This is a genomic window from Streptomyces sp. NPDC054813 (assembly GCF_053611365.1).
Genome location: NZ_JBSHAF010000003.1, coordinates 243,957 through 269,317 on the forward strand (window position 1 = coordinate 243,957; position 25,361 = coordinate 269,317).

Consider the following 25,361-nt stretch of genomic DNA (forward strand, 5'->3'; position numbering starts at 1 on the left):
CCATGAGGCACGCCCCATGCAGCTGAGACTCCGCGAGTTCCGGCCCCGCACCGGCCCGCACGAGTACCGGGTCGTCCAGCCCCGACAGCCCCTGCGCCACACCTCCCTGCGCCAACCCGCGCCCGTCGGCACACTCATGGGCGACCACGACGGGCTCAACCGGCTCGCCGGGCTGTTCTCGTTCGCCGCCCACTCACCGCACACGATCGTCCATGTGCCGCTGCGGGACGGGGTGCCGCCCGACGAGGGGCAGGGGCCGCTCGTCGATCTCGTCCTGGCCCACGGCCCGCTCGGCCTGCGCGCCTCGCAGTGGCCCGGGCTGCGCCGGCGGCTGCGGCACGGCGGCGTCTCACTCACCGTCCGCACCGACGAGGCGCGCACCGCGCGGGACGCCGCCGCCTGGCGCGCGCGGTGGCGGTACCACGACCGCAGGGACGAGCTACGGCATACCACCCACGCGAACACCTTCTTCCTCTTCGGCGGCCGGGACGCCTTCGCCGAGACCGCCATGTCCCTGGCCTACACGGCCGGCTGGGGGCCCCGGCAGAAGCGGGTGGCCGAGGGACACTCGGCACTGCTGTCGGGGCTGTGGGGGCTGCGACAGCCGCCCGGCGGCGGGCACCCCGTCGAGGTGCTGGTCTGCTTCAAGGCGTACCCGCCGTACACCCAGTTCCGAAGGCCCTGACGAAGGCCCTGGCGAAGACCCCGATCAGGAAACCGGCGCGGCGAGCCACTCGTCGACGCCTGTCAGGAGCCTCGCCTTCACGTCCTGCGGCGCCGCCGAACCCTGTACCGACTGCCGCGCCAGCTCCGCCAGTTCGGCGTCCGTGAAACCGTGATGCACGCGCGCGATGTCGTACTGGGCGGCCAGGCGGGAGCCGAACAGGAGCGGGTCGTCGGCGCCCAGCGCCATCGGGACGCCCGCCTCGAAGAGCGTGCGCAGCGGGACGTCCTCGTGCTTCTCGTAGACGCCCAGGGCCACGTTGGAGGCCGGGCACACCTCGCAGGTGATGCCCCGCTCCGACAGACGCCTGAGCAGCCGCGGGTCCTCCGCCGCCCGCACGCCGTGCCCGATCCGGGAGGCGTGCAGATCGTCCAGGCAGTCCCGCACCGACGCCGGCCCGGTCAGCTCGCCGCCGTGCGGGGCCGCCAGCAGCCCGCCCTCGCGCGCGATGTGGAACGCCCGGTCGAAGTCCCGTGCCATACCCCGGCGCTCGTCGTTCGAGAGCCCGAAGCCGACCACACCCCGGTCCGCGTACCGCACGGCCAGCCGCGCGAGCGTGCGCGCGTCCAGCGGGTGCTTCATGCGGTTCGCGGCCACCAGGACGCGCATACCGAGGCCCGTCTCCCGGGAGGTCGTCTCCACCGCGTCCAGGATGATCTCAAGGGCCGCGATCAGCCCACCCAGCCTGGGGGCGTAGGACGTCGGGTCCACCTGGATCTCCAGCCAGCCCGAGCCGTCCTTGATGTCCTCCTCGGCGGCCTCCCGGACCAGCCGTCGGATGTCCTCGGGCTCTCTCAGGCAGGAGCGCGCGGCGTCGTACAACCGCTGGAAGCGGAACCAGCCGCGTTCGTCGGTGGCCCGCAGTCTTGGTGGTTCGCCGCTGGTCAGGGCGTCGGTCAGCGCCTCGGGAAGGCGTACGCCGTATTTGTCGGCCAGTTCCAGGACGGTCGCCGGCCGCATCGAACCGGTGAAGTGCAGATGCAGATGAGCCTTCGGCAGCTCAGAGACATCACGTACGTGCTCCATTCCAGGATCCTGCCGTACGCGACCGCCGTACCGGTAGCCGATTCCCCTTTAGTGGCCTTGCTCGCACACGCGAACGGGCCGCCTCCCGGTAGGGAAACGGCCCGCACGCGCGCGTGGAGCGCGGAAAGAGGGTCAGTCCTGCGCCTCGGCCAGCAGCTTCTGCATCCGGCTCACGCCCTCGGCGAGGTCCTCGTCGCCGAGCGCGTACGACAGCCGCAGGTAGCCGGGCGTGCCGAAGGCCTCACCGGGTACGACCGCGACCTCGGCCTCCTCCAGGATCAGCCCGGCCAGCTCCACCGAGGAGGCCGGGCGCTTGCCGCGGATCTCCTTGCCGAGCAGCGCCTTGACCGACGGGTACACGTAGAAGGCGCCCTCGGGCTCCGGGCAGACCACGCCGTCGATCTCGTTGAGCATCCGCACGATGGTCCTGCGGCGCCGGTCGAAGGCCTCGCGCATCTTCGCCACGGCCGCCAGGTCGCCGGAGACGGCGGCCAGGGCGGCGACCTGGGCCACGTTGGAGACGTTCGAGGTGGCGTGCGACTGGAGGTTCGTGGCCGCCTTGACGACGTCCTTGGGGCCGATGACCCAGCCCACCCGCCAGCCCGTCATCGCGTACGTCTTGGCGACACCGTTGACGACGACGCACTTGTCACGCAGCTCGGGCAGGATCGCCGGCAGCGAGGTGAACTTCGCGTCGCCGTAGACGAGGTGCTCGTAGATCTCGTCGGTCAGCACCCACAGGCCGTGCTCGACGGCCCAGCGGCCGATCGCCTCGGTCTCGGCCTCGCTGTAGACCGCGCCGGTCGGGTTGGACGGGGAGACGAAGAGCACGACCTTCGTCTTCTCCGTGCGCGCCGCCTCCAGCTGCTCCACGGAGACGCGGTAGCCGGTCGTCTCGTCCGCGACCACCTCCACCGGGACGCCGCCGGCGAGACGGATCGACTCCGGGTACGTCGTCCAGTACGGGGCGGGGACGATGACCTCGTCGCCCGGGTCCAGGATCGCGGCGAAGGCCTCGTAGATCGCCTGCTTGCCGCCGTTGGTGACGAGGACCTGGCTCGCGTCCACCTCGTAGCCGGAGTCGCGCAGCGTCTTCGCGGCGATCGCGGCCTTCAGCTCGGGCAGACCGCCGGCCGGCGTGTACCGGTGGTACTTCGGGTTCTTGCAGGCCTCGATCGCGGCGTCGACGATGTAGTCCGGGGTCGGGAAGTCGGGCTCACCGGCACCGAAGCCGATCACCGGGCGCCCGGCGGCCTTCAGGGCCTTGGCCTTGGCGTCCACGGCGAGGGTGGCGGACTCGGAGATCGCGCCGACTCGGGCGGAGACCCGGCGCTCGGTGGGAGGGGTTGCAGCGCTCATGGGGCCCATCGTTTCAGACCGGAAACCTGCCTGGCACGCCGGTTTCACAGACTGAACAACCACGGGCCGGACCGTGAACAAGCGTGCGGATCCCGCCCCCGGCCAGGACGATCTTCCGTACGGTCGCGCCGGACTGCCACTTTCTGTTCGACGCGGCGCCGCGGACCACGTACACTCTCTCCTCGTTGGCCTTCAGCAGGCGCGACCGAGCGGGTGCACTCCGAGCACTCGGCCGGATGCGGTACGTTGGGGGACACAGCAAAGGGTCGTAGCTCAATTGGTAGAGCACCGGTCTCCAAAACCGGCGGTTGGGGGTTCAAGTCCCTCCGGCCCTGCTACACACACCGCCAGGATGTGTGCGCATGTACGTACAAGCATTGCACCGCCGTGCGGCTCAGGAACCGGGCGCGGCACGGCCACGACCCGGGATCAGGTGAGGATGAATGACGGACGCCGTGGGCTCCATCGATACGCCTGATGCCCAGGACGAGGTGTCGGAGTCCAAGAAGAAGGCCCGCAAGGGCGGTAAGCGTGCCAAGAAGGGCCCGCTGAAGCGCCTTGCCACCTTCTATCGCCAGATCATCGCGGAGCTCCGCAAGGTCGTCTGGCCGACTCGTAACCAGCTGACGTCGTACACCACCGTGGTGATCTTCTTCGTCGCCATCATGATCGCTCTGGTGACCGTGATTGACTATGGACTCAACCACGCTGCCAAGTACGTCTTCGGCTGAGCACAGAGCGAAGGGCGCCGTGGTACCGGCGCCCGTTTTCGCATGTTCCACCCCTATGTATCCAGGAAGAAGCAGCCATCGTGTCTGACCCGAACCTGAACGACGACGCCACCGAGCCCCGCGGGCAGGCGGCCGAGACGGTCGACGACGAGCTCGACATCGTCGAGGGCGCGGACGAGCAGGACGAGTTCGAGGCTGCAGAGGCCGAACTGGGGGAGCCGGCCGAGGAGACCGCGGTCCACGTCGAGGACGAGGACGAGGCCGTCGACGCGGAAGAGGCCGACGAGGCTGCCGAGGAAGACGCCGACGAGGCCGAAGAGGCCGCTGAGGAAGAGCCCGCCGAGCCGGTCGACCCCGTCCAGGCGCTCCGCGAGGAACTGCGTCTGCTGCCGGGTGAGTGGTACGTCATCCACACCTACGCCGGCTACGAGAACCGCGTGAAGACCAACCTGGAGCAGCGCGCCGTCTCGCTGAACGTCGAGGACTACATCTTCCAGGCCGAGGTGCCGCAGGAAGAGGTCGTCCAGATCAAGAACGGCGACCGCAAGACCATCAAGCAGAACAAGCTGCCCGGTTACGTGCTCGTCCGCATGGACCTGACGAACGAGTCCTGGGGCGTCGTCCGCAACACCCCGGGTGTCACCGGCTTCGTCGGCAACGCCTACGACCCCTACCCGCTGACCCTGGACGAGATCGTCAAGATGCTCGCACCGGAGGCCGAGGAGAAGGCGGCGCGCGAGGCGGCGGAGGCCGAGGGCAAGCCGGCGCCGCAGCGCAAGGTCGAGGTCCAGGTGCTGGACTTCGAGGTGGGCGACTCGGTGACGGTGACCGACGGTCCGTTCGCCACGCTGCAGGCGACGATCAACGAGATCAACCCCGACTCCAAGAAGGTCAAGGGTCTGGTGGAGATCTTCGGGCGTGAGACGCCCGTCGAGCTTTCGTTCGACCAGATTCAGAAGAACTGAGTCGGTAGTTCGTCGGCTGCGGGTGCGTGGGGGCTGGTCGCGCCCCCCGCGGCGGTAGCTGCATATTCGATGCAGCCCCGCGCCCCTGGTGGGACGGGTCAGGGTCGGCTCCTAGGCGAGCCCCCTGACCTCTTCGTTTTTGGCCGCGCATCCATACCCGTTATCGTTGTGCGGTATGCCTGTGTCCGGGTGGTCCCCGGATGTGGGCAGGACCCGAATGGAAAGGACCCGGAGAGCTATGCCTCCCAAGAAGAAGAAGGTCACGGGGCTTATCAAGCTCCAGATCAACGCCGGTGCGGCGAACCCGGCCCCGCCGGTCGGCCCCGCGCTCGGTCAGCACGGTGTCAACATCATGGAGTTCTGCAAGGCCTACAACGCCGCGACCGAGTCGCAGCGCGGTTGGGTCATCCCGGTCGAGATCACGGTCTACGAAGACCGCTCCTTCACCTTCGTCACCAAGACCCCGCCGGCCGCGAAGATGATCCTCAAGGCCGCTGGTGTCGAGAAGGGCTCCGGCGAGCCCCACAAGACCAAGGTCGCCAAGATCACCGAGGCGCAGGTCCGGGAGATCGCCCAGACCAAGCTTCCCGACCTGAACGCCAACGACCTGGACGCCGCGTCGAAGATCATCGCCGGCACCGCCCGTTCCATGGGCATCACGGTCGAGGGCTGAACCCCACCTTCGTAGAACCACCGTGGTAGGGCCTGCTCGGCCCGTACACCACGACTCCTTCAGAACCCACAGGAGCAAGTTGTGAGCAAGCGCAGCAAGGCCCTTCGCGCTGCGGACGAGAAGATCGACCGGGAGAAGCTGTACGCCCCGCTCGAGGCCGTCCGTCTCGCCAAGGAGACCTCCACGACCAAGTTCGACGGCACCGTCGAGGTCGCCTTCCGTCTGGGTGTCGACCCGCGCAAGGCCGACCAGATGGTCCGTGGCACCGTGAACCTCCCGCACGGCACCGGCAAGACCGCCCGGGTCCTGGTCTTCGCGACCGGTGACCGTGCCGAGGCCGCGCGTGCCGCGGGCGCCGACATCGTCGGCGCCGACGAACTGATCGACGAGGTGGCGAAGGGCCGTCTGGACTTCGACGCCGTCGTCGCCACCCCGGACCTCATGGGCAAGGTCGGCCGCCTCGGCCGCGTCCTCGGCCCGCGTGGTCTGATGCCGAACCCGAAGACCGGCACCGTGACCCCGGACACCGCCAAGGCCGTGACCGAGATCAAGGGCGGCAAGATCGAGTTCCGCGTCGACAAGCACTCGAACCTGCACTTCATCATCGGCAAGACGTCCTTCGACGACGACAAGCTGGTGGAGAACTACGGCGCCGCGCTGGAGGAGATCCTCCGTCTGAAGCCGTCCGCCGCCAAGGGCCGCTACATCAAGAAGGCCGCCATCAGCACCACGATGGGCCCCGGCATCCCGGTCGACTCGAACCGCACCCGCAACCTCCTCACCGAGGAGGACCCGGCCGCCGTCTGAGCCCCGCGCTCGGTCCGGCAGCCGCGTCAGGGACGCGTCAGCACCAGGACGGGCCCCGCAACCCGAGAGGGTTGCGGGGCCCGTCCCGTTTTCCGGTGCCGGGACCGCTCTGCTTCCACGCGCACTGGCCCGCCCTGTTCTCCCGGGTGCGCAGGCCCGGCCTTCGGTGGGCTTCCGCCACGGCTGTCAGTGGCCTGGGTTAGCGTCAGGGCTGCGGGACTCGTAGGGGGTGGGCCGACATGACGAGGTCGAGGGTGCGCCGGGCGGCTCTGGCGATCGCGGTGGCGACCACGCTGACCGGGGCGGCCGCCTGCACCTCCGCGTCCGGCCCGGACCCCGAGGGCAGCGGCACCGCCCCTCAGGTCCACGCCCTCGCCGCTCTGCGCTCCGCCGAGCGGTCCACGCACCGGGCACGGTCGGTGCGGGTGCGCTCCACCACGGCCCTGGGCTCGCTGATGTCCACGAAGGCCGAGGGCGCCCTCGGCTGGACGGACGGCCTCACCGGCACGCTCACCATCACCTACACCGGCGGCAGCACCGCCGACCTGATGCGCAGCCTCGACTCCACGTCCCTGGAGACCCGCTACCTCCAGGACGCCTACTACGCCAAGGTCGGCCCCGCCTTCGCCCGCAGGCTGGGCGGCAGGCACTGGATCAAGTACCCGTACGACTACCTCGCCACCCTGGGCGGCGGCTCGGGCGCGATGATGACCGACCTGATGCGCAACACCACGCCCAACCGGTCGGTACGACTGCTGCTCGCCTCCGGGGACGTACGCAGGACCGGCGAGGAGCAGGTCTCCGGCGTGCACACCACCCACTACTCGGGCACGGTGAGCGTCTCCGACCTGAGCGGCCAGAGCGAGCTGCGCGACCAGTTCACCCAGGCCGGCGTCGGCACCGAGACCGTCGACATCTGGGTCGACGACAAGGACCTGCTGGTCAAGAAGGTCGAGAAGGCCGCCACGGCGAACGGCGCGCTGACCCAGACCGCCTACTACAGCGACTACGGCGTGCGGGTCAGCGCCGAGCGGCCCCCGGCCGGCGACACCGAGGACTTCAGGACACTGCTGAAGAAGCTGGACGGCACCGCCTCCTGAGCCCCGCACGGCAACGTCGTAGGGCCGGATTTGCTCGACAGTGCACCGGTCCCGTACTCTCCTAACGAAGCCAAAGACCGCTGGTCGTTGCCGTGTGCTCGTAAGAGGGCGCGGTGGCCGAAGGATCCGCTGAACCGCGGACGACCCGCGCAGGTGACTGTGGAAGTACTCCCGGGACACGCGCTCAGGTGTGTGTGATCGGTCGAGCTACGCCCCGTGCGCCTGCGCCGGGGCGTTTCGTTTTCCCAGCCCCTTCTGAGCGGTCCTCATCACCCGGAAGGAGGCCGACGCTCTATGGCAAGGCCCGACAAGGCTGCCGCGGTAGCCGAGCTGACGGAGCAGTTCCGCAGCTCGAACGCCGCCGTGCTGACCGAGTACCGGGGTCTCACCGTGGCGCAGCTCAAGACGCTGCGCCGTTCGCTCGGTGAGAACGCCCAGTACGCCGTGGTGAAGAACACGCTGACCAAGATTGCGGCCAACGAGGCCGGGATCTCCACGCTCGACGACCTGTTCAACGGTCCGACGGCGGTCGCCTTCGTCACCGGTGACCCGGTGGAGTCGGCGAAGGGTCTTCGTGACTTCGCCAAGGACAACCCGAACCTCGTCATCAAGGGCGGTGTCCTTGACGGCAAGGCGCTGTCCGCCGACGAGATCAAGAAGCTTGCGGACCTCGAGTCCCGCGAGGTTCTGCTCGCCAAGCTGGCGGGCGCCATGAAGGGCAAGCAGACGCAGACTGCTCAGCTCTTCCAGGCGCTTCCCTCGAAGCTCGTCCGCACCGTGGACGCGCTCCGTGCCAAGCAGGACGAGCAGGGCGGTGCCGAGTAATTCGGCTCCCGAAATGACCGCCGCCTGAGGCTTCCCGCCCGAGGCAGAGGTCGTTAGCGGGCCGAACGTACGCCCGCCAGACATGTACATCCCGGCACCAGCCGAATTAGTGGAAGGAAAGCCATCGTGGCTCTCACCCAGGACGAACTGCTCGCCGAGTTCGAGGGCATGACCCTCATCCAGCTCTCCGAGTTCGTGAAGGCGTTCGAGGAGAAGTTCGACGTCACCGCCGCCGCCGCGGTTGCCGTCGCGGGCCCGGCCGGTCCGGCCGCCGCCGCCCCGGTCGAGGAGGAGAAGGACGAGTTCGACGTCATCCTCACCGGTGCCGGCGAAAAGAAGATCCAGGTCATCAAGGTCGTGCGTGAGCTGACCTCGCTCGGCCTGAAGGAGGCCAAGGACCTCGTGGACGGCGCCCCGAAGCCCGTCCTCGAGAAGGTCGCCAAGGACGCCGCCGAGAAGGCCGCCGAGTCCCTCAAGGGCGCCGGCGCCTCCGTCGAGGTCAAGTAAGGCCTCTGAGGTCGACCAGACCTCTGTGCGCTGAAACACGTCCTTCGGGGCTGTAACGCGCGGACCGCGAAGAGCGATCATCCATCCGGGTGGTCGCTCTTCGGCGTTCCTGGGAGGCCGACCACGGTTGCCTTGCACCCGCTCCGGCGGGGGGTATGGTGATCTTCGTCGTGTCCCTGGCGCACCGGGTTTGCGCAGGGGGGCCTTGACGAACCGCACGCAGCGCGCAATTCTCAGGACGCGTCGCCAAACGGTCCGAATCCGAGGCATGGATCGGCGACGAAGAGGGCAGTATCAACGTGCGTTGAGGGCAGGCAGGACGCAGGCGTTGACGATGGCGAGGGTCTCAGAAAATGGAGACTGGACATCAGTGTGCCAAGTGGCTACACTGACCCTTTGCGCTGCCTGTTAGCTGTCCCCTGCCCGTCACCAGGGGTCTGCCCTCACCCGAATGCCGACGACCGAACCTCCTCTGACTTGGGGTTTCTGTCTCTGTGTCCGGGAAGGGACCGGGGAGCGCGTAGTGAGTCCGAGCCCTCGGAAGGACCCCCTCTTGGCCGCCTCGCGCACTGCCTCGAACGCGAATACGAACAACGGCGCCAGCACCGCCCCGCTGCGCATCTCTTTTGCAAAGATCAAGGAGCCTCTCGAGGTTCCCAACCTGCTCGCGCTGCAGACCGAGAGCTTCGACTGGCTGCTCGGCAACACCGCCTGGCAGAGTCGGGTCGAGGAGGCTCTGGAGTCCGGTCAGGACGTCCCCACCAAGTCCGGTCTGGAGGAGATCTTCGAGGAGATCTCCCCGATCGAGGACTTCTCCGGGTCGATGTCGCTGACGTTCCGCGACCACCGTTTCGAGCCGCCGAAGAACAGCATCGACGAGTGCAAGGAGCGCGACTTCACGTACGCCGCCCCGCTCTTCGTCACGGCGGAGTTCACCAACAACGAGACCGGTGAGATCAAGTCCCAGACGGTCTTCATGGGCGACTTCCCGCTCATGACGAACAAGGGCACCTTCGTCATCAACGGCACCGAGCGTGTCGTGGTGTCGCAGCTGGTCCGTTCGCCCGGTGTCTACTTCGACTCCTCGATCGACAAGACGTCCGACAAGGACATCTTCTCCGCCAAGATCATCCCGTCCCGGGGTGCCTGGCTGGAGATGGAGATCGACAAGCGCGACATGGTCGGTGTCCGTATCGACCGCAAGCGCAAGCAGTCGGTCACCGTGCTGCTCAAGGCGCTCGGCTGGACCACCGAGCAGATCCTCGAGGAGTTCGGCGAGTACGAGTCGATGCGCGCCACCCTGGAGAAGGACCACACCCAGGGCCAGGACGACGCGCTGCTCGACATCTACCGCAAGCTGCGTCCGGGCGAGCCCCCCACGCGCGAGGCCGCGCAGACGCTTCTGGAGAACCTGTACTTCAACCCGAAGCGCTACGACCTCGCCAAGGTCGGCCGCTACAAGGTCAACAAGAAGCTGGGCGCGGACGCCCCGCTGGATGCCGGCATCCTGACCGTCGAGGACATCATCTCGACGATCAAGTACCTGGTGAAGCTGCACGCGGGCGAGACCGAGACGGTCGGCGACAGCGGTGGCTCGATCGTCGTCGAGACCGACGACATCGACCACTTCGGCAACCGTCGTCTGCGCAGCGTCGGCGAGCTCATCCAGAACCAGGTCCGTACGGGTCTGGCCCGTATGGAGCGCGTCGTGCGTGAGCGCATGACCACCCAGGACGTCGAGGCGATCACGCCGCAGACCCTGATCAACATCCGGCCGGTCGTCGCCTCCATCAAGGAGTTCTTCGGCACCAGCCAGCTGTCCCAGTTCATGGACCAGAACAACCCGCTGTCGGGTCTCACCCACAAGCGCCGTCTGTCGGCTCTTGGCCCGGGTGGTCTCTCCCGTGAGCGGGCCGGCTTCGAGGTCCGTGACGTGCACCCGTCGCACTACGGCCGTATGTGCCCGATCGAGACCCCCGAAGGCCCGAACATCGGTCTGATCGGCTCGCTCGCCTCCTACGGTCGGGTCAACGCGTTCGGTTTCGTCGAGACGCCGTACCGCAAGGTCGTCGACGACCAGGTCACCGACGAGGTGGACTACCTGACCGCCGACGAAGAGGACCGATTCGTCATCGCGCAGGCCAACGCCGGCCTCAACGACGACATGCGCTTCTCCGAGAACCGCGTCCTGGTCCGCCGCCGTGGCGGCGAGGTCGACTACGTCGCCGGTGAAGACGTGGACTACATGGACGTCTCGCCGCGCCAGATGGTGTCGGTCGCGACCGCCATGATCCCGTTCCTGGAGCACGACGACGCCAACCGTGCCCTCATGGGCGCGAACATGATGCGTCAGGCCGTGCCCCTCATCAAGAGCGAGTCCCCGCTCGTCGGCACCGGCATGGAGTACCGCTCCGCCGTCGACGCCGGTGACGTGGTCAAGGCCGAGAAGGACGGTGTGGTCCAGGAGGTCTCCGCGGACTACATCACCACCGCCAACGACGACGGCACCTACATCACCTACCGGCTGGCCAAGTTCTCCCGCTCCAACCAGGGCACCTCGGTCAACCAGAAGGTCATCGTCAACGAGGGCGACCGGATCATCACGGGCCAGGTGCTCGCCGACGGTCCCGCCACCCAGAACGGCGAGATGGCGCTCGGCAAGAACCTGCTCGTGGCGTTCATGCCGTGGGAGGGTCACAACTACGAGGACGCGATCATCCTGTCGCAGCGCCTCGTGCAGGACGACGTCCTCTCCTCGATCCACATCGAGGAGCACGAGGTCGACGCCCGTGACACCAAGCTCGGCCCCGAGGAGATCACCCGGGACATCCCGAACGTCTCCGAGGAGGTCCTCGCCGACCTCGACGAGCGCGGCATCATCCGGATCGGTGCCGAGGTCGTCGCCGGTGACATCCTCGTCGGCAAGGTCACGCCCAAGGGTGAGACCGAGCTGACGCCGGAGGAGCGCCTGCTGCGCGCGATCTTCGGTGAGAAGGCCCGTGAGGTCCGTGACACCTCGCTGAAGGTCCCGCACGGCGAGATCGGCAAGGTCATCGGCGTCCGCGTCTTCGACCGCGAGGAGGGCGACGAGCTGCCGCCCGGCGTCAACCAGCTGGTGCGCGTGTACGTGGCGCAGAAGCGCAAGATCACCGACGGTGACAAGCTGGCCGGCCGGCACGGCAACAAGGGTGTCATCTCCAAGATCCTGCCGATCGAGGACATGCCGTTCCTGGAGGACGGCACCCCGGTCGACATCATCCTCAACCCGCTGGGTGTCCCGTCCCGAATGAACCCGGGACAGGTCCTGGAGATCCACCTCGGCTGGCTCGCCAGCCGCGGCTGGGACGTCTCCGGCCTCGCCGACGAGTGGGCCCAGCGTCTCCAGGTCATCGGCGCCGACCAGGTCGCCCCGCGCACCAACGTCGCCACCCCGGTGTTCGACGGTGCCCGCGAGGACGAGCTGGCGGGTCTGCTGCAGCACACCATCCCGAACCGCGACGGCGACCGCCTGGTCCTCCCGTCCGGCAAGGCGCGGCTGTTCGACGGCCGTAGCGGTGAGCCGTTCCCGGACCCGATCTCGGTCGGCTACATGTACATCCTCAAGCTGCACCACCTGGTCGACGACAAGCTGCACGCCCGGTCGACCGGCCCCTACTCGATGATCACCCAGCAGCCGCTGGGTGGTAAGGCCCAGTTCGGTGGCCAGCGGTTCGGCGAGATGGAGGTGTGGGCGCTGGAGGCTTACGGCGCCGCGTACGCCCTCCAGGAGCTGCTGACCATCAAGTCCGACGACGTCACCGGCCGCGTGAAGGTCTACGAGGCCATCGTCAAGGGCGAGAACATCCCCGAGCCCGGCATCCCCGAGTCCTTCAAGGTCCTCATCAAGGAGATGCAGTCGCTCTGCCTGAACGTGGAGGTGCTGTCCAGCGACGGTATGTCCATCGAGATGCGTGACACCGACGAGGACGTCTTCCGCGCGGCGGAGGAGCTCGGCATCGACCTGTCCCGGCGCGAGCCGAGCAGCGTCGAAGAGGTCTGACGGGAGTCCGGTAGGGGCCTCGCCACCGTGTGAGGCCCCCGCCGACCCCCAGGCCCCCGTATCAGACCAAAGACTCACAACCCTGAGAGGGATTGACGCATAGTGCTCGACGTCAACTTCTTCGACGAGCTCCGGATCGGCCTGGCCACCGCTGACGACATCCGTCAGTGGAGCCACGGCGAGGTCAAGAAGCCCGAGACGATCAACTACCGCACCCTCAAGCCGGAAAAGGACGGGCTCTTCTGCGAGAAGATCTTCGGCCCCACCCGGGACTGGGAGTGCTACTGCGGTAAGTACAAGCGTGTCCGCTTCAAGGGCATCATCTGTGAGCGCTGCGGCGTCGAGGTGACCCGCGCCAAGGTGCGCCGTGAGCGGATGGGCCACATCGAGCTTGCCGCCCCCGTCACGCACATCTGGTACTTCAAGGGTGTCCCGTCGCGCCTGGGCTACCTGCTCGACCTCGCCCCGAAGGACCTGGAGAAGGTCATCTACTTCGCGGCGTACATGATCACGTTCGTCGACGAGGAGCGCCGTACCCGCGACCTGCCCTCCCTGGAGGCGCACGTCTCGGTGGAGCGCCAGCAGGTCGAGAACCGCCGCGACTCCGACCTGGAGGCCCGCGCCAAGAAGCTGGAAAGCGACCTGGCCGAGCTGGAGGCCGAGGGCGCCAAGGCCGACGTGCGCCGCAAGGTGCGCGAGGGTGCCGAGCGTGAGATGAAGCAGCTGCGCGACCGTTCGCAGCGCGAGATCGACCGCCTCGACGAGGTGTGGACCCGCTTCAAGAACCTCAAGGTCCAGGACCTGGAGGGCGACGAGCTGCTCTACCGCGAGCTGCGCGACCGCTTCGGTACCTACTTCGACGGTTCGATGGGTGCCGCGGCGCTGCAGAAGCGCCTGGAGTCCTTCGACCTCGACGAGGAGGCCGAGAAGCTCCGCGAGATCATCCGCACCGGCAAGGGCCAGAAGAAGACCCGCGCCCTGAAGCGGCTGAAGGTCGTCTCCGCGTTCCTGCAGACGTCCAACAGCCCCAAGGGCATGGTCCTGGACTGCGTCCCGGTCATCCCGCCGGACCTGCGTCCGATGGTGCAGCTGGACGGTGGCCGCTTCGCGACCTCCGACCTGAACGACCTGTACCGCCGTGTGATCAACCGCAACAACCGCCTGAAGCGCCTTCTCGACCTCGGTGCGCCCGAGATCATCGTGAACAACGAGAAGCGCATGCTCCAGGAGGCCGTGGACGCCCTCTTCGACAACGGTCGTCGTGGTCGCCCGGTCACCGGTCCCGGTAACCGCCCGCTGAAGTCCCTCAGCGACATGCTGAAGGGCAAGCAGGGTCGATTCCGTCAGAACCTGCTCGGCAAGCGTGTGGACTACTCCGCGCGTTCCGTGATCGTCGTCGGTCCGCAGCTGAAGCTGCACCAGTGCGGTCTGCCGAAGGCGATGGCGCTGGAGCTCTTCAAGCCGTTCGTGATGAAGCGCCTGGTCGACCTGAACCACGCGCAGAACATCAAGTCCGCCAAGCGCATGGTGGAGCGCGGCCGCACCGTCGTGTACGACGTCCTCGAAGAGGTCATCGCCGAGCACCCGGTGCTGCTGAACCGTGCGCCCACCCTGCACCGTCTCGGCATCCAGGCCTTCGAGCCGCAGCTGGTCGAGGGCAAGGCCATCCAGATCCACCCGCTCGTCTGCACCGCGTTCAACGCGGACTTCGACGGTGACCAGATGGCCGTGCACCTTCCGCTGTCCGCGGAGGCTCAGGCCGAGGCCCGCATCCTGATGCTGTCCTCGAACAACATCCTCAAGCCCGCCGACGGCCGTCCGGTGACGATGCCGACCCAGGACATGGTCCTCGGTCTGTTCTTCCTCACCACCGACGGCGAACTGCGTGACGTCAAGGGCGAGGGCCGGGCCTTCGGGTCCACCGCCGAGGCGATCATGGCGTTCGACGCCGGCGAGCTCGCGCTGCAGTCGGCGATCGACATCCGCTTCCCGGTGGGCACCATCCCGCCGCGCGGCTGGACCCCGCCGGCCGTCGAGGAGGGCGAGCCGGAGTACCAGACCGGTGACACCTTCCGGCTGCGTACCACCCTGGGCCGCGCGCTCTTCAACGAGCTGCTGCCCGAGGACTACCCGTTCGTCGACTACTCGGTGGGCAAGAAGCAGCTCGGCGAGATCGTCAACGACCTGGCGGAGCGCTACCCCAAGGTCATCGTGGCGGCGACGCTCGACAACCTGAAGGCGGCCGGCTTCTACTGGGGCACCCGTTCCGGTGTCACCGTGGCCATCTCCGACGTCGTCGTCCCCGAGGCGAAGAAGGCGATCGTCGCGGGCTACGAGGCGCAGGACGAGAAGGTCCAGAAGCAGTACGAGCGCGGTCTGATCACCAAGGAAGAGCGCACTCAGGAGCTCATCGCGATCTGGACCAAGGCGACCAACGAGGTCGCCGAGGCGATGAACGAGAACTTCCCCAAGACGAACCCCATCTTCATGATGGTTGACTCGGGTGCCCGAGGAAACATGATGCAGATGCGCCAGATCGCCGGTATGCGTGGTCTGGTGTCGAACGCCAAGAACGAGACGATCCCGCGTCCGATCAAGGCCTCCTTCCGTGAGGGCCTGTCGGTGCTGGAGTACTTCATCTCGACCCACGGTGCTCGAAAGGGTCTGGCGGACACCGCTCTGCGTACCGCCGACTCGGGTTACCTCACCCGTCGTCTGGTCGACGTCTCCCAGGACGTCATCATCCGCGAGGAGGACTGCGGCACCGAACGCGGCCTCAAGCTGCACATCGCGGAGGTCGGCGCGGACGGTGTGCTGCGCAAGGCGGAGAACGTCGAGACCAGCGTGTACGCACGTGCGCTGGCCGAGGACATCGTCGTCGACGGCGTGGTGCTGGCTCCGGCCAACACCGACCTCGGTGACGTCCTCATCGAGGAACTGGTCGCCCGTGGCGTCTCCGAGGTCAAGACCCGCTCGGTCCTGACCTGTGAGTCCGCCGTCGGCACCTGCGCCATGTGCTACGGCCGTTCGCTGGCCACCGGCAAGCTGGTCGACATCGGTGAGGCGGTCGGCATCATCGCCGCCCAGTCCATCGGTGAGCCCGGTACCCAGCTGACGATGCGTACCTTCCACACCGGTGGTGTGGCCGGTGACGACATCACCCAGGGTCTGCCGCGTGTCGTCGAGCTCTTCGAGGCCCGTACCCCGAAGGGTGTCGCCCCGATCTCCGAGGCCCAGGGCCGCGTGCGGATCGAGGAGACCGAGAAGACCAAGAAGATCGTCATCACCCCGGACGACGGCAGCGACGAGACGGCGTTCCCGATCTCGAAGCGCGCCCGGCTCCTGGTCAGCGAGGGCGAGCACGTCGAGGTGGGTCAGAAGCTCACCGTGGGTGCCACCAACCCGCACGACGTGCTGCGCATCCTGGGTCAGCGTGCCGTCCAGGTCCACCTGGTCGGCGAGGTCCAGAAGGTCTACAACTCGCAGGGTGTGTCGATCCACGACAAGCACATCGAGATCATCATCCGGCAGATGCTGCGCCGCGTGACGATCATCGAGTCCGGCGACGCCGAGCTGCTGCCCGGCGAGCTGGTCGAGCGCTCGAAGTTCGAGCACGAGAACCGTCGTGTGGTCCAGGAGGGCGGTCACCCGGCCTCCGGTCGTCCGCAGCTCATGGGTATCACCAAGGCCTCGCTGGCCACGGAGTCCTGGCTGTCTGCGGCGTCCTTCCAGGAGACGACGCGAGTCCTCACGGACGCGGCGATCAACGCCAAGTCCGACTCGCTGATCGGCCTCAAGGAGAACGTCATCATCGGTAAGCTCATCCCGGCCGGTACGGGTCTGTCCCGCTACCGCAACATCCGGGTCGAGCCGACCGAGGAGGCGAAGGCCGCGATGTACTCGGCCGTCGGCTACGACGACATCGACTACTCGCCGTTCGGCACCGGCTCCGGCCAGGCCGTTCCGCTGGAGGACTACGACTACGGTCCGTACAACCAGTAGTAGTTGGTTCCGAAGGGCGGTCACCCCGGTATGGGGTGGCCGCCCTTCGGCGTGTCCGGACTCGCACACGGCATATCGGGGCGGCCGATATTGATCACGTTGCACAGTTGAGTGGTGAATTTATCCGCCAAGGCAATGTGAAAACTGGGGTATTAACCCCATCCGCGAAGCTCTCGACTGCCCTTGGATTCCCGTAGATATGGACCAGCTGATCCCGAACTTACGTGAGCTGTGGGACTCTCCAGCCGGCACAGACGAACGAAATTCCGGGATTCATCGGCATGTATCAGAAAGCGCCTGAGACAAAGCCGGCAAGCCACAGTGGGGGTACCTCGCCGGCGGCGGTTCGCTCCTCGAACCGGCCGGCACTCACGCCTTCGCCCCTACGCCGGTGCCCGTCGAGTGGCTCGATTCCGGGAACTCGCTCGACCTCGTGCGCATCCTGCGTGGCAAGGTCGCGCTGGTCGGAGGGGTTCTGTCGGCTCGCTGCGAGGAGTCGGAAACCGGGGCGGCCCTGCGCCGGCTGACTCTCCGGTTCCCTGCTCGTCGGCTCTCCCGCGGGGAGCTGACACGTCGGCTCACCTTTCATCTCCTCGCGCAAACGAAGAAACAAGCCAGCCGAAGCCTCGGCCGTGAAGATGGTCGACCATGCTTTCTGATGCACGTCGGTGAATCCCGGAATTCCTTTCGAAAGACGGACCCGGTCCTGCTCTCTGGGAGAGCGGGAACTGCGAGAATGACATCGAATTCAGCGAAGGTGCGCTGACGGTTCGCGGCATCTGGCGTACAGCTCCTGATGTCTCCCCGGAACAGGTGCGGCGTTGGGCCGAGACGAACGGACGGCCGGTCAGCTCCAAGGGGCGCCTGCCGAACGGCCTCGTCGCCGAGTACCTGGCCGTGGTCGACGGCACCTGAACGGCGCCGGCCACGGATTCCCCGACTCGAAGATCACGTAGTGCGCTACCACCCCGACGCCACCGCGGCCGTGCTGAAGAACACCACCAGGCTGAGGTGACCCGCCGATCAGAAGGTCTGATCGGCGTTGTACAGGCGTCGAACCAAGCCTCGGCAGCCCGTGTCCTCTTCCGTTCGCGTGTCGTTCGTGTTCGTGGTATATCGGAAGGCGGTTACGAAACCGCAGCTCAGGCCCTCCTCGACCGGTCCCGCTTCTTTTGTTTTGACCGAAGTGATTGCGCTGGGTACGCTCAGACCTTGTGCCTGGGGTGTGCCCTGATCCTCGTGCGTGCCTTCAAACCGCACCGGAGTGACGAAGTGGCCACCGCGATCCGCGCCCCCTTCTGCCGTTCGGCAGGAGTCCGCGGAATCCGACACACCCGACCGCGTGGGTCGGCGACGTTCCAGGTTAGCTTCACCATTCGGCACACAGAAACCGGAGAAGTAGTGCCTACGATCCAGCAGCTGGTCCGTAAGGGCCGGCAGGACAAGGTCGAGAAGAACAAGACGCCCGCACTCGAGGGTTCCCCTCAGCGTCGTGGCGTCTGCACGCGTGTGTTCACGACCACCCCGAAGAAGCCGAACTCGGCCCTGCGTAAGGTCGCGCGTGTGCGTCTGACCAGCGGTATCGAGGTCACTGCTTACATTCCGGGTGAGGGACACAACCTGCAGGAGCACTCCATCGTGCTCGTGCGCGGCGGCCGTGTGAAGGACCTGCCCGGTGTTCGCTACAAGATCATCCGCGGCTCGCTTGACACCCAGGGTGTCAAGAACCGCAAGCAGGCCCGCAGCCGCTACGGCGCCAAGAAGGAGAAGTAAGAATGCCTCGTAAGGGCCCTGCCCCGAAGCGCCCGGTCATCATCGACCCGGTCTACGGTTCTCCTCTTGTCACCTCGCTCATCAACAAGGTGCTGCTGAACGGCAAGCGCTCCACCGCCGAGCGCATCGTGTACGGCGCCATGGAGGGCCTGCGCGAGAAGACCAGCAACGACCCGGTCATCACGCTCAAGCGCGCGCTGGAGAACATCAAGCCCACGCTTGAGGTCAAGTCCCGCCGTGTCGGTGGCGCCACCTACCAGGTGCCGGTCGAGGTCAAGCCCGGCCGCGCCAACACCCTGGCGCTGCGCTGGCTGGTCGGCTACTCCCGCGCCCGTCGCGAGAAGACCATGACCGAGCGTCTGCTCAACGAGCTTCTCGACGCTTCGAACGGCCTTGGTGCGGCCGTCAAGAAGCGCGAGGACACCCACAAGATGGCCGAGTCCAACAAGGCCTTCGCGCACTACCGCTGGTAGTCGCTACCCACATCGAGACCGAGAGAAGACTGAAGCCTTATGGCTACCACTTCACTTGACCTGGCCAGGGTCCGCAACATCGGGATCATGGCCCACATCGACGCGGGCAAGACGACCACCACCGAGCGGATCCTGTTCTACACCGGTGTGTCGTACAAGATCGGTGAGGTCCACGACGGCGCTGCCACCATGGACTGGATGGAGCAGGAGCAGGAGCGTGGCATCACGATCACCTCTGCTGCCACCACCTGTCACTGGCCGCTTGAGGACAACGACTACACGATCAACATCATCGACACCCCGGGCCACGTCGACTTCACCGTCGAGGTGGAGCGTTCGCTGCGCGTCCTCGACGGTGCCGTGACGGTGTTCGACGGTGTCGCCGGTGTCGAGCCCCAGTCCGAGACGGTGTGGCGTCAGGCCGACCGCTACGGCGTGCCGCGCATCTGCTTCGTGAACAAGCTGGACCGTACCGGCGCCGAGTTCCACCGCTGTGTGGACATGATCTCGGACCGTCTGGGTGCGGTGCCGCTCGTCATGCAGCTGCCGATCGGTGCCGAGATGGACTTCAAGGGCGTTGTGGACCTGGTCCGCATGAAGGCGCTCGTGTGGTCCGCCGAGGCGGCGAAGGGCGAGATGTACGACGTCGTCGACATCCCGGCCACGCACACCGAGGCTGCCGAGGAGTACCGCGGCAAGCTGGTCGAGGCCGTCGCGGAGAACGACGACGAGATCATGGAGCTGTTCCTGGAGGGCCAGGAGCCCACCGAGGAGCAGCTGTACGCCGCGATCCGTCGTATCACCATCGCGTCCGGCAAGTCCGACGGTGTCACGGTCACCCCCGTGTTCTGCGGTACCGCGTTCAAGAACAAGGGTGTCCAGCCCCTGCTCGACGCGGTCGTGCGCTACCTGCCGACCCCGCTCGACGTCGAGGCCATCGAGGGCCACGACGTCAAGGACCCCGAGGTCGTCGTCAAGCGCAAGCCGTCCGACGACGAGCCGCTGTCCGCGCTGGCGTTCAAGATCATGAGCGACCCGCACCTCGGCAAGCTCACCTTCGTCCGGGTCTACTCGGGCCGCCTGGAGTCCGGCACCGCCGTGCTGAACTCCGTCAAGGGCAAGAAGGAGCGCATCGGCAAGATCTACCGCATGCACGCGAACAAGCGTGAGGAGATCGAGTCGGTGGGCGCCGGCGACATCATCGCCGTCATGGGTCTGAAGCAGACCACGACCGGTGAGACGCTTTGCGACGACAAGCAGCCGGTGATCCTGGAGTCCATGGACTTCCCGGCGCCGGTCATCCAGGTCGCCATCGAGCCCAAGTCGAAGGGCGACCAGGAGAAGCTGGGCGTCGCGATCCAGCGCCTGGCCGAGGAGGACCCGTCCTTCCAGGTCCACTCGGACGAGGAGACCGGCCAGACCATCATCGGTGGTATGGGCGAGCTGCACCTCGAGGTGCTGGTCGACCGTATGCGCCGTGAGTTCAAGGTCGAGGCCAACGTCGGCAAGCCGCAGGTCGCGTACCGCGAGACGATCCGCAAGGCCGTCGAGCGCGTGGACTACACCCACAAGAAGCAGACCGGTGGTACCGGTCAGTTCGCCAAGGTGCAGATCGCGATCGAGCCCATCGAGAGCGGCGACGCCTCGTACGAGTTCGTGAACAAGGTGACCGGTGGCCGTATCCCGAAGGAGTACATCCCTTCGGTGGACGCCGGTGCGCAGGAGGCCATGCAGTTCGGCATCCTCGCCGGGTACGAGATGACGGGCGTCCGCGTCACGCTTCTCGACGGTGCCTACCACGAGGTCGACTCCTCCGAGCTCGCGTTCAAGATCGCCGGTTCGCAGGCCTTCAAGGAGGCCGCGCGCAAGGCGTCCCCCGTGCTCCTTGAGCCGATGATGGCCGTCGAGGTCACCACGCCCGAGGACTACATGGGTGAGGTCATCGGCGACATCAACTCCCGCCGTGGTCAGATCCAGGCCATGGAGGAGCGGGCCGGTGCCCGCGTCGTGAAGGGCCTCGTGCCCCTCTCGGAGATGTTCGGTTACGTCGGCGACCTGCGCAGCAAGACGTCCGGCCGGGCCAGCTACTCCATGCAGTTCGACTCCTACGCCGAGGTTCCGCGGAACGTCGCCGAGGAGATCATCGCGAAGGCCAAGGGCGAGTAACGCACCGCGCTACGACGCTTTAGGCTTGACCCCGGAGCCTCACGGGCCGTTCCTCCGCATTCGTGGCGGAATGGCCCGGGGCCCGGGAACCAACAGCAAAGATCACCTGGCGCCGATCGAATCAAGGCGTACAGAACCACTCCCAGGAGGACCCCAGTGGCGAAGGCGAAGTTCGAGCGGACTAAGCCGCACGTCAACATCGGCACCATCGGTCACATCGACCACGGTAAGACGACCCTCACGGCCGCCATTACCAAGGTGCTGCACGACGCGTACCCGGACCTGAACGAGGCCACCGCGTTCGACAACATCGACAAGGCGCCCGAGGAGCGTCAGCGCGGTATCACCATCTCCATCGCGCACGTCGAGTACCAGACGGAGACCCGTCACTACGCCCACGTCGACTGCCCCGGTCACGCGGACTACATCAAGAACATGATCACCGGTGCCGCGCAGATGGACGGCGCGATCCTCGTCGTCGCCGCCACCGACGGTCCGATGCCGCAGACCAAGGAGCACGTGCTCCTGGCCCGCCAGGTCGGCGTGCCGTACATCGTCGTCGCCCTGAACAAGGCCGACATGGTGGACGACGAGGAGATCCTGGAGCTCGTCGAGCTCGAGGTCCGTGAGCTCCTCTCCGAGTACGAGTTCCCGGGCGACGACCTGCCGGTCGTCAAGGTCTCCGCGCTCAAGGCCCTCGAGGGCGACGCCGAGTGGACGCAGTCCGTCCTCGACCTGATGAAGGCCGTGGACGAGTCCATCCCGGAGCCCGAGCGTGACGTCGACAAGCCGTTCCTGATGCCGATCGAGGACGTCTTCACGATCACCGGTCGTGGCACCGTCGTCACCGGTCGTATCGAGCGTGGTGTCCTCAAGGTCAACGAGACTGTCGACATCATCGGCATCAAGACCGAGAAGACCACCACCACGGTCACCGGCATCGAGATGTTCCGCAAGCTGCTCGACGAGGGCCAGGCCGGTGAGAACGTCGGTCTGCTCCTCCGTGGCATCAAGCGCGAGGACGTCGAGCGCGGCCAGGTCATCATCAAGCCGGGTTCGGTCACGCCGCACACCGAGTTCGAGGCGACCGCGTACATCCTGTCCAAGGACGAGGGTGGCCGTCACACGCCGTTCTTCAACAACTACCGCCCGCAGTTCTACTTCCGTACCACGGACGTGACCGGCGTCGTGACCCTCCCCGAGGGCACCGAGATGGTCATGCCGGGCGACAACACCGACATGAAGGTGGAGCTGATCCAGCCCATCGCCATGGAGGAGGGCCTGAAGTTCGCCATCCGTGAGGGTGGTCGCACGGTGGGCGCCGGCCAGGTCACCAAGATCAACAAGTGATCTCGGCCCGCAAGGGCTGACCCGGTAGGTATCTGAAGGGGCCCGTACGACTTCGGTCGTACGGGCCCCTTCGCCGTTGTCCCCGTTGCTCCGAGCAGTTCCGAGTCGCTCCGAAACTATTCGGCGGGCACGACCCCTGGCTCCCGGGAGCCACTCACCCCACTATTTGTCATGCCGCTGACCAAATTCGTGTGAAGGGGTGAGCCATGTCTGTCAGCCGCAGGGCTGTGCTGGGCGCGGGTGCCGCCGCCGTACCGGTGCTGTCGTCGGGTCTCGCCCGGGCGGGCGGCGACGGCGAACCGAGGGTGACGGACCCCGGGGCGTACATCTCCTTCACGGGCGGGGCGTTCTCGCTGGTCGGCGCCCCGGTCGTGGTGAGCGCCGAGGATCACCCCGGAGTCGTACGGGTGGCGGGCGACCTCCGTGCCGACATCGAGCGGGTGACCGGCGTCCGGCCGGGCTCGACGATCGCCCGGCACGTGGTGCTCGTCGGCACGATCGGGCGCAGCCCGCTGATCGACGGCCTGGTGGCGTCCGGCAGGCTGGACGTGACGGGGGTCCGGGGCCGTTGGGAGACCTCGCTCCAGACGGTGGTCGAGCATCCGCTGCCCGGCGTGGAGCAGGCCTTCGTCATCGCGGGCAGCGACCCGCGCGGCACGATCTTCGGGGCGTACGACGTCTCCTGCGGCATCGGGGTCTCGCCCTGGTACTGGTGGGACGACGTGCCGCCGGTCCACCGCGACCGGGTGTGGGTGCTGCCGGGCCGCCACACCCAGGGCACGCCGGCGGTGAAGTACCGCGGCTTCTTCGTCAACGACGAGAACCCGGCGCTCGGGACCTGGGCCCCGGCCTGGTTCGGACCCGGCAAGGCCCCCGGCTATCCCGGCGGCTTCAACGGGGACTTCTATGCCCGCGTCTTCGAGGTGCTGCTCCGGCTGAAGGGCAACTACCTCTGGCCGGCGGTGTGGGGGCGGGCGTTCGCGGAGGACGACCCGGAGAACCACCGCAGGGCCTCCGCGTACGGTGTTGTCATGGGCACGTCTCACGAGGCCCCGATGATGCGGGGGATCGAGGAGTGGAACCGCCACGCGGCCAACGGCACCGACCCCTACGGGGGCACGGGCGAGTGGTCGTACCTGCGCAACCCGACGGCGATCAGGGCGTACTGGCGGGCCGGCATCCAGCGCATGGTGGACCAGGGCTTCGAGGGCGTGGTCACCCTCGGCATGCGCGGCAACGGCGACACCGGCCTTCCCGACGGCGACGGCATCGAGCTGATGCAGGAGATCATCGCGGCGCAGCGGCAGATCATCGAGGAGGTGACGGGGCGGCCGGCCGCCGAGACCCCCCAGGTGTGGACGCTCTACAAGGAGGTCCAGCGCTACTGGGACCGGGGGCTACGGGCTCCCGACGACGTCACCGTGGTCCTGACGGACGACAACTGGGGCAACATCCGCAGACACCCCTCCCCGGCGGAGCCCCGGAGCGGCGGATACGGCCTGTACTACCACTTCGACTACGTCGGTGCCGGCCGCAACTACAAGTGGGTCGACACGGCCAACCTGCGCAACGTCTGGGACCAGCTCCACCAGGCGCACGCCTACGGCAACCACGGCCTGTGGGTGGCCAACGTGGGCGACCTGAAGGGCAACGAACTGCCGACCCAGTTCTTCCTCGACTACGCCTGGAATCCGGAACGCTGGGACATCGACCGACTCGGTGCATGGGAACGGGGATACGCACGCCAGAACTTCGGCGAGGCGGCGGCCCGGGAGGTCGGCGAACTGCTCGCGTTGTACGGCCAGTTGCAGGCGCGCCGCAAGCCGGAGCTGCTGAACCGCCGGATCACGCTCGCGGACGACGGCCAGGTGCTGTACGACGATCAGCAGACGCCCTTCTCCTTCGAGCACCGTGAGTTGGAGCGGGTGACGGAGGAGTGGCGGGAGCTGGGGAGAAGGGCGACGCGGATCGAGCGCCGGCTGCCGGCGGCGGTACGGGACGCGTGGTTCGAACTGGTCGGGTACGAGGTGACGGCGACCGCCAACCTCTACGCGCTGCGGCAGGCCGAGTTCACGAACCTGCGTTACGCGCGCGAGGGCAGGGCGGCGGCCAACGACCGAGCGGCGGAGGCGGAACAGGGCCTGCTGCGCGACTTCGCCCTGGCCGAGCGTTTCAACTCCGGTGTGGCGGGCGGCAAATGGCGGGGCTTCCAGAGCCAGCCGCACGTCGACTACGGGGACGTGGACCGGTACGGCCCCAACGCGCCCTGGCAGCAGCCGGAGAAGGACAACGTGGCCCTGCCGGACGTCCTCTTCCCGGCGGTACGGCGGATCGAGGTGCCGGAGGCGGCGGGGCTCGGGGTGTCGGTGGACGGGGACGGAGACCCGGACGGGGACTCGTTGGATCTGCCGTCGTTCAGCCCGTACCAGACCCGGCCGCAGCAGTACGTCGAGGTGTTCAACCGGGGCCGTACCCCCTTCGACTACCGGGTGCGGACGTCGGTGCCCTGGCTGGTGGTGGATCGTCCGCGGGGCCGGGTTACGCGGCAGGTCCGGGTGGAGGTGCGGGTGGACTGGTCACGGGCACCGGCCGGCCGGTCCTCGGGATCGCTGACGGTGAGCGGGTCGCGGGCGGCCGGGTGCAGGCGGCCGGCAGGGAGCCGGTCCGGCGCAGCTGCCGGTGCCCCACCGCGACGTCGGCGCCGAACCGGGCGTGTTCCCCGTCGGGGGCGGGCCGCACGGTGAGCACGGCGCCCTCGACGTCGTACGTCCCCGGTTTCGCGGTCGCCTTGGCGAAGTACCCCTTCAGGCAGCTGACGGCGGTCGTCTGGTACTCCTGCGC

18 protein-coding genes and 1 tRNA gene are annotated in these 25,361 nt (G+C 67.3%); 17 read left to right on the forward strand and 2 right to left on the reverse strand.

Annotated elements, in window-relative coordinates; translation table 11 throughout:
- Window positions 1-16: 16 nt before the first annotated feature.
- Window positions 17-685: a hypothetical protein gene (locus ACWGJB_RS07220; RefSeq protein WP_453379251.1), complete on the forward strand. Its 669-nt coding sequence runs from the start codon at window positions 17-19 to the stop codon at window positions 683-685.
- A 24-nt stretch (window positions 686-709) separates the two neighbouring features.
- Here the strand turns inward: ACWGJB_RS07220 and ACWGJB_RS07225 are convergent, their stop codons facing one another.
- Window positions 710-1,750, reverse strand: coding sequence for an adenosine deaminase (locus tag ACWGJB_RS07225; RefSeq protein WP_453379252.1), 1,041 nt, complete (start codon window positions 1,748-1,750; stop codon window positions 710-712).
- A 132-nt stretch (window positions 1,751-1,882) separates the two neighbouring features.
- Complete coding sequence (locus ACWGJB_RS07230) at window positions 1,883-3,109, reverse strand: pyridoxal phosphate-dependent aminotransferase (protein ID WP_453379253.1); 1,227 nt, start codon at window positions 3,107-3,109, stop codon at window positions 1,883-1,885.
- Between the two features lie 262 nt (window positions 3,110-3,371).
- On the opposite strand from ACWGJB_RS07230, the gene ACWGJB_RS07235 reads away from it, so the two are divergent.
- From ACWGJB_RS07235 to ACWGJB_RS07310, 16 genes are all read left to right on the forward strand, one after another.
- Window positions 3,372-3,444, forward strand: a tRNA-Trp gene (locus ACWGJB_RS07235).
- Window positions 3,445-3,552: 108 nt separating this feature from the next.
- Window positions 3,553-3,840 carry a preprotein translocase subunit SecE gene (secE, locus tag ACWGJB_RS07240; protein WP_071385039.1) on the forward strand — a complete coding sequence of 96 codons (288 nt, stop codon included), beginning with the start codon at window positions 3,553-3,555 and terminating at the stop codon, window positions 3,838-3,840.
- An 80-nt stretch (window positions 3,841-3,920) separates the two neighbouring features.
- Window positions 3,921-4,805 carry a transcription termination/antitermination protein NusG gene (gene nusG, locus ACWGJB_RS07245; protein WP_453379254.1) on the forward strand — a complete coding sequence of 295 codons (885 nt, stop codon included), beginning with the start codon at window positions 3,921-3,923 and terminating at the stop codon, window positions 4,803-4,805.
- 238 nt (window positions 4,806-5,043) lie between these two features.
- Window positions 5,044-5,478 carry a 50S ribosomal protein L11 gene (gene rplK, locus ACWGJB_RS07250; RefSeq protein ID WP_037858373.1) on the forward strand — a complete coding sequence of 145 codons (435 nt, stop codon included), beginning with the start codon at window positions 5,044-5,046 and terminating at the stop codon, window positions 5,476-5,478.
- A gap of 81 nt (window positions 5,479-5,559) precedes the next feature.
- Window positions 5,560-6,285, forward strand: a complete 726-nt coding sequence (gene rplA, locus ACWGJB_RS07255) for a 50S ribosomal protein L1 (protein WP_351748951.1) — start codon at window positions 5,560-5,562, stop codon at window positions 6,283-6,285.
- Between the two features lie 239 nt (window positions 6,286-6,524).
- The gene (locus ACWGJB_RS07260; protein WP_453379255.1) at window positions 6,525-7,385 is read left to right on the forward strand and encodes a hypothetical protein; all 861 of its coding nucleotides are present in this window, start codon (window positions 6,525-6,527) and stop codon (window positions 7,383-7,385) included.
- 294 nt (window positions 7,386-7,679) lie between these two features.
- Window positions 7,680-8,210 (forward strand): 50S ribosomal protein L10, encoded by a 531-nt coding sequence (gene rplJ / locus ACWGJB_RS07265; protein WP_351748947.1) that lies wholly within the window; start codon window positions 7,680-7,682, stop codon window positions 8,208-8,210.
- Window positions 8,211-8,333: 123 nt separating this feature from the next.
- Complete coding sequence (gene rplL / locus ACWGJB_RS07270) at window positions 8,334-8,717, forward strand: 50S ribosomal protein L7/L12 (protein ID WP_351694530.1); 384 nt, start codon at window positions 8,334-8,336, stop codon at window positions 8,715-8,717.
- Between the two features lie 553 nt (window positions 8,718-9,270).
- Window positions 9,271-12,756 (forward strand): DNA-directed RNA polymerase subunit beta, encoded by a 3,486-nt coding sequence (gene rpoB / locus ACWGJB_RS07275; protein ID WP_453379256.1) that lies wholly within the window; start codon window positions 9,271-9,273, stop codon window positions 12,754-12,756.
- Window positions 12,757-12,858: 102 nt separating this feature from the next.
- Window positions 12,859-16,758, forward strand: a complete 3,900-nt coding sequence (locus tag ACWGJB_RS07280; protein WP_453379257.1) for a DNA-directed RNA polymerase subunit beta' — start codon at window positions 12,859-12,861, stop codon at window positions 16,756-16,758.
- A gap of 813 nt (window positions 16,759-17,571) precedes the next feature.
- Window positions 17,572-17,673, forward strand: coding sequence for an Lsr2 family DNA-binding protein (locus ACWGJB_RS07285; RefSeq protein WP_453379258.1), 102 nt, complete (start codon window positions 17,572-17,574; stop codon window positions 17,671-17,673).
- A 486-nt stretch (window positions 17,674-18,159) separates the two neighbouring features.
- Entirely contained in the window at window positions 18,160-18,531 is a 372-nt protein-coding gene (gene rpsL / locus ACWGJB_RS07290; protein ID WP_003948652.1) for a 30S ribosomal protein S12, read from the forward strand.
- Window positions 18,532-18,533: 2 nt separating this feature from the next.
- A complete protein-coding gene (gene rpsG, locus ACWGJB_RS07295) occupies window positions 18,534-19,004 on the forward strand; it encodes a 30S ribosomal protein S7 (protein WP_007384059.1) in 471 nt (156 codons plus the stop codon).
- A 39-nt stretch (window positions 19,005-19,043) separates the two neighbouring features.
- Window positions 19,044-21,170 carry an elongation factor G gene (fusA, locus tag ACWGJB_RS07300; protein WP_352223089.1) on the forward strand — a complete coding sequence of 709 codons (2,127 nt, stop codon included), beginning with the start codon at window positions 19,044-19,046 and terminating at the stop codon, window positions 21,168-21,170.
- Window positions 21,171-21,326: 156 nt separating this feature from the next.
- Complete coding sequence (gene tuf, locus ACWGJB_RS07305) at window positions 21,327-22,520, forward strand: elongation factor Tu (RefSeq protein ID WP_351693772.1); 1,194 nt, start codon at window positions 21,327-21,329, stop codon at window positions 22,518-22,520.
- A gap of 206 nt (window positions 22,521-22,726) precedes the next feature.
- On the forward strand, window positions 22,727-25,264 hold the full coding sequence (locus tag ACWGJB_RS07310; RefSeq protein ID WP_453379259.1) for a glycosyl hydrolase 115 family protein: 2,538 nt from the start codon (window positions 22,727-22,729) through the stop codon (window positions 25,262-25,264).
- Window positions 25,265-25,361: the final 97 nt, after the last annotated feature.

Coding starts and splice junctions, on each gene's coding strand:
- ACWGJB_RS07220 (WP_453379251.1), top strand. CDS start 17: ATGCAGCTGAGACTCCGCGAGTTCCGGCCCCGCACCGGCCCGCACGAG.
- ACWGJB_RS07225 (WP_453379252.1), bottom strand. CDS start 1,750: ATGGAGCACGTACGTGATGTCTCTGAGCTGCCGAAGGCTCATCTGCAT.
- ACWGJB_RS07230 (WP_453379253.1), bottom strand. CDS start 3,109: ATGAGCGCTGCAACCCCTCCCACCGAGCGCCGGGTCTCCGCCCGAGTC.
- secE (WP_071385039.1), top strand. CDS start 3,553: ATGACGGACGCCGTGGGCTCCATCGATACGCCTGATGCCCAGGACGAG.
- rplK (WP_037858373.1), top strand. CDS start 5,044: ATGCCTCCCAAGAAGAAGAAGGTCACGGGGCTTATCAAGCTCCAGATC.
- ACWGJB_RS07260 (WP_453379255.1), top strand. CDS start 6,525: ATGACGAGGTCGAGGGTGCGCCGGGCGGCTCTGGCGATCGCGGTGGCG.
- rplJ (WP_351748947.1), top strand. CDS start 7,680: ATGGCAAGGCCCGACAAGGCTGCCGCGGTAGCCGAGCTGACGGAGCAG.
- rpsG (WP_007384059.1), top strand. CDS start 18,534: ATGCCTCGTAAGGGCCCTGCCCCGAAGCGCCCGGTCATCATCGACCCG.
- fusA (WP_352223089.1), top strand. CDS start 19,044: ATGGCTACCACTTCACTTGACCTGGCCAGGGTCCGCAACATCGGGATC.
- ACWGJB_RS07310 (WP_453379259.1), top strand. CDS start 22,727: ATGTCTGTCAGCCGCAGGGCTGTGCTGGGCGCGGGTGCCGCCGCCGTA.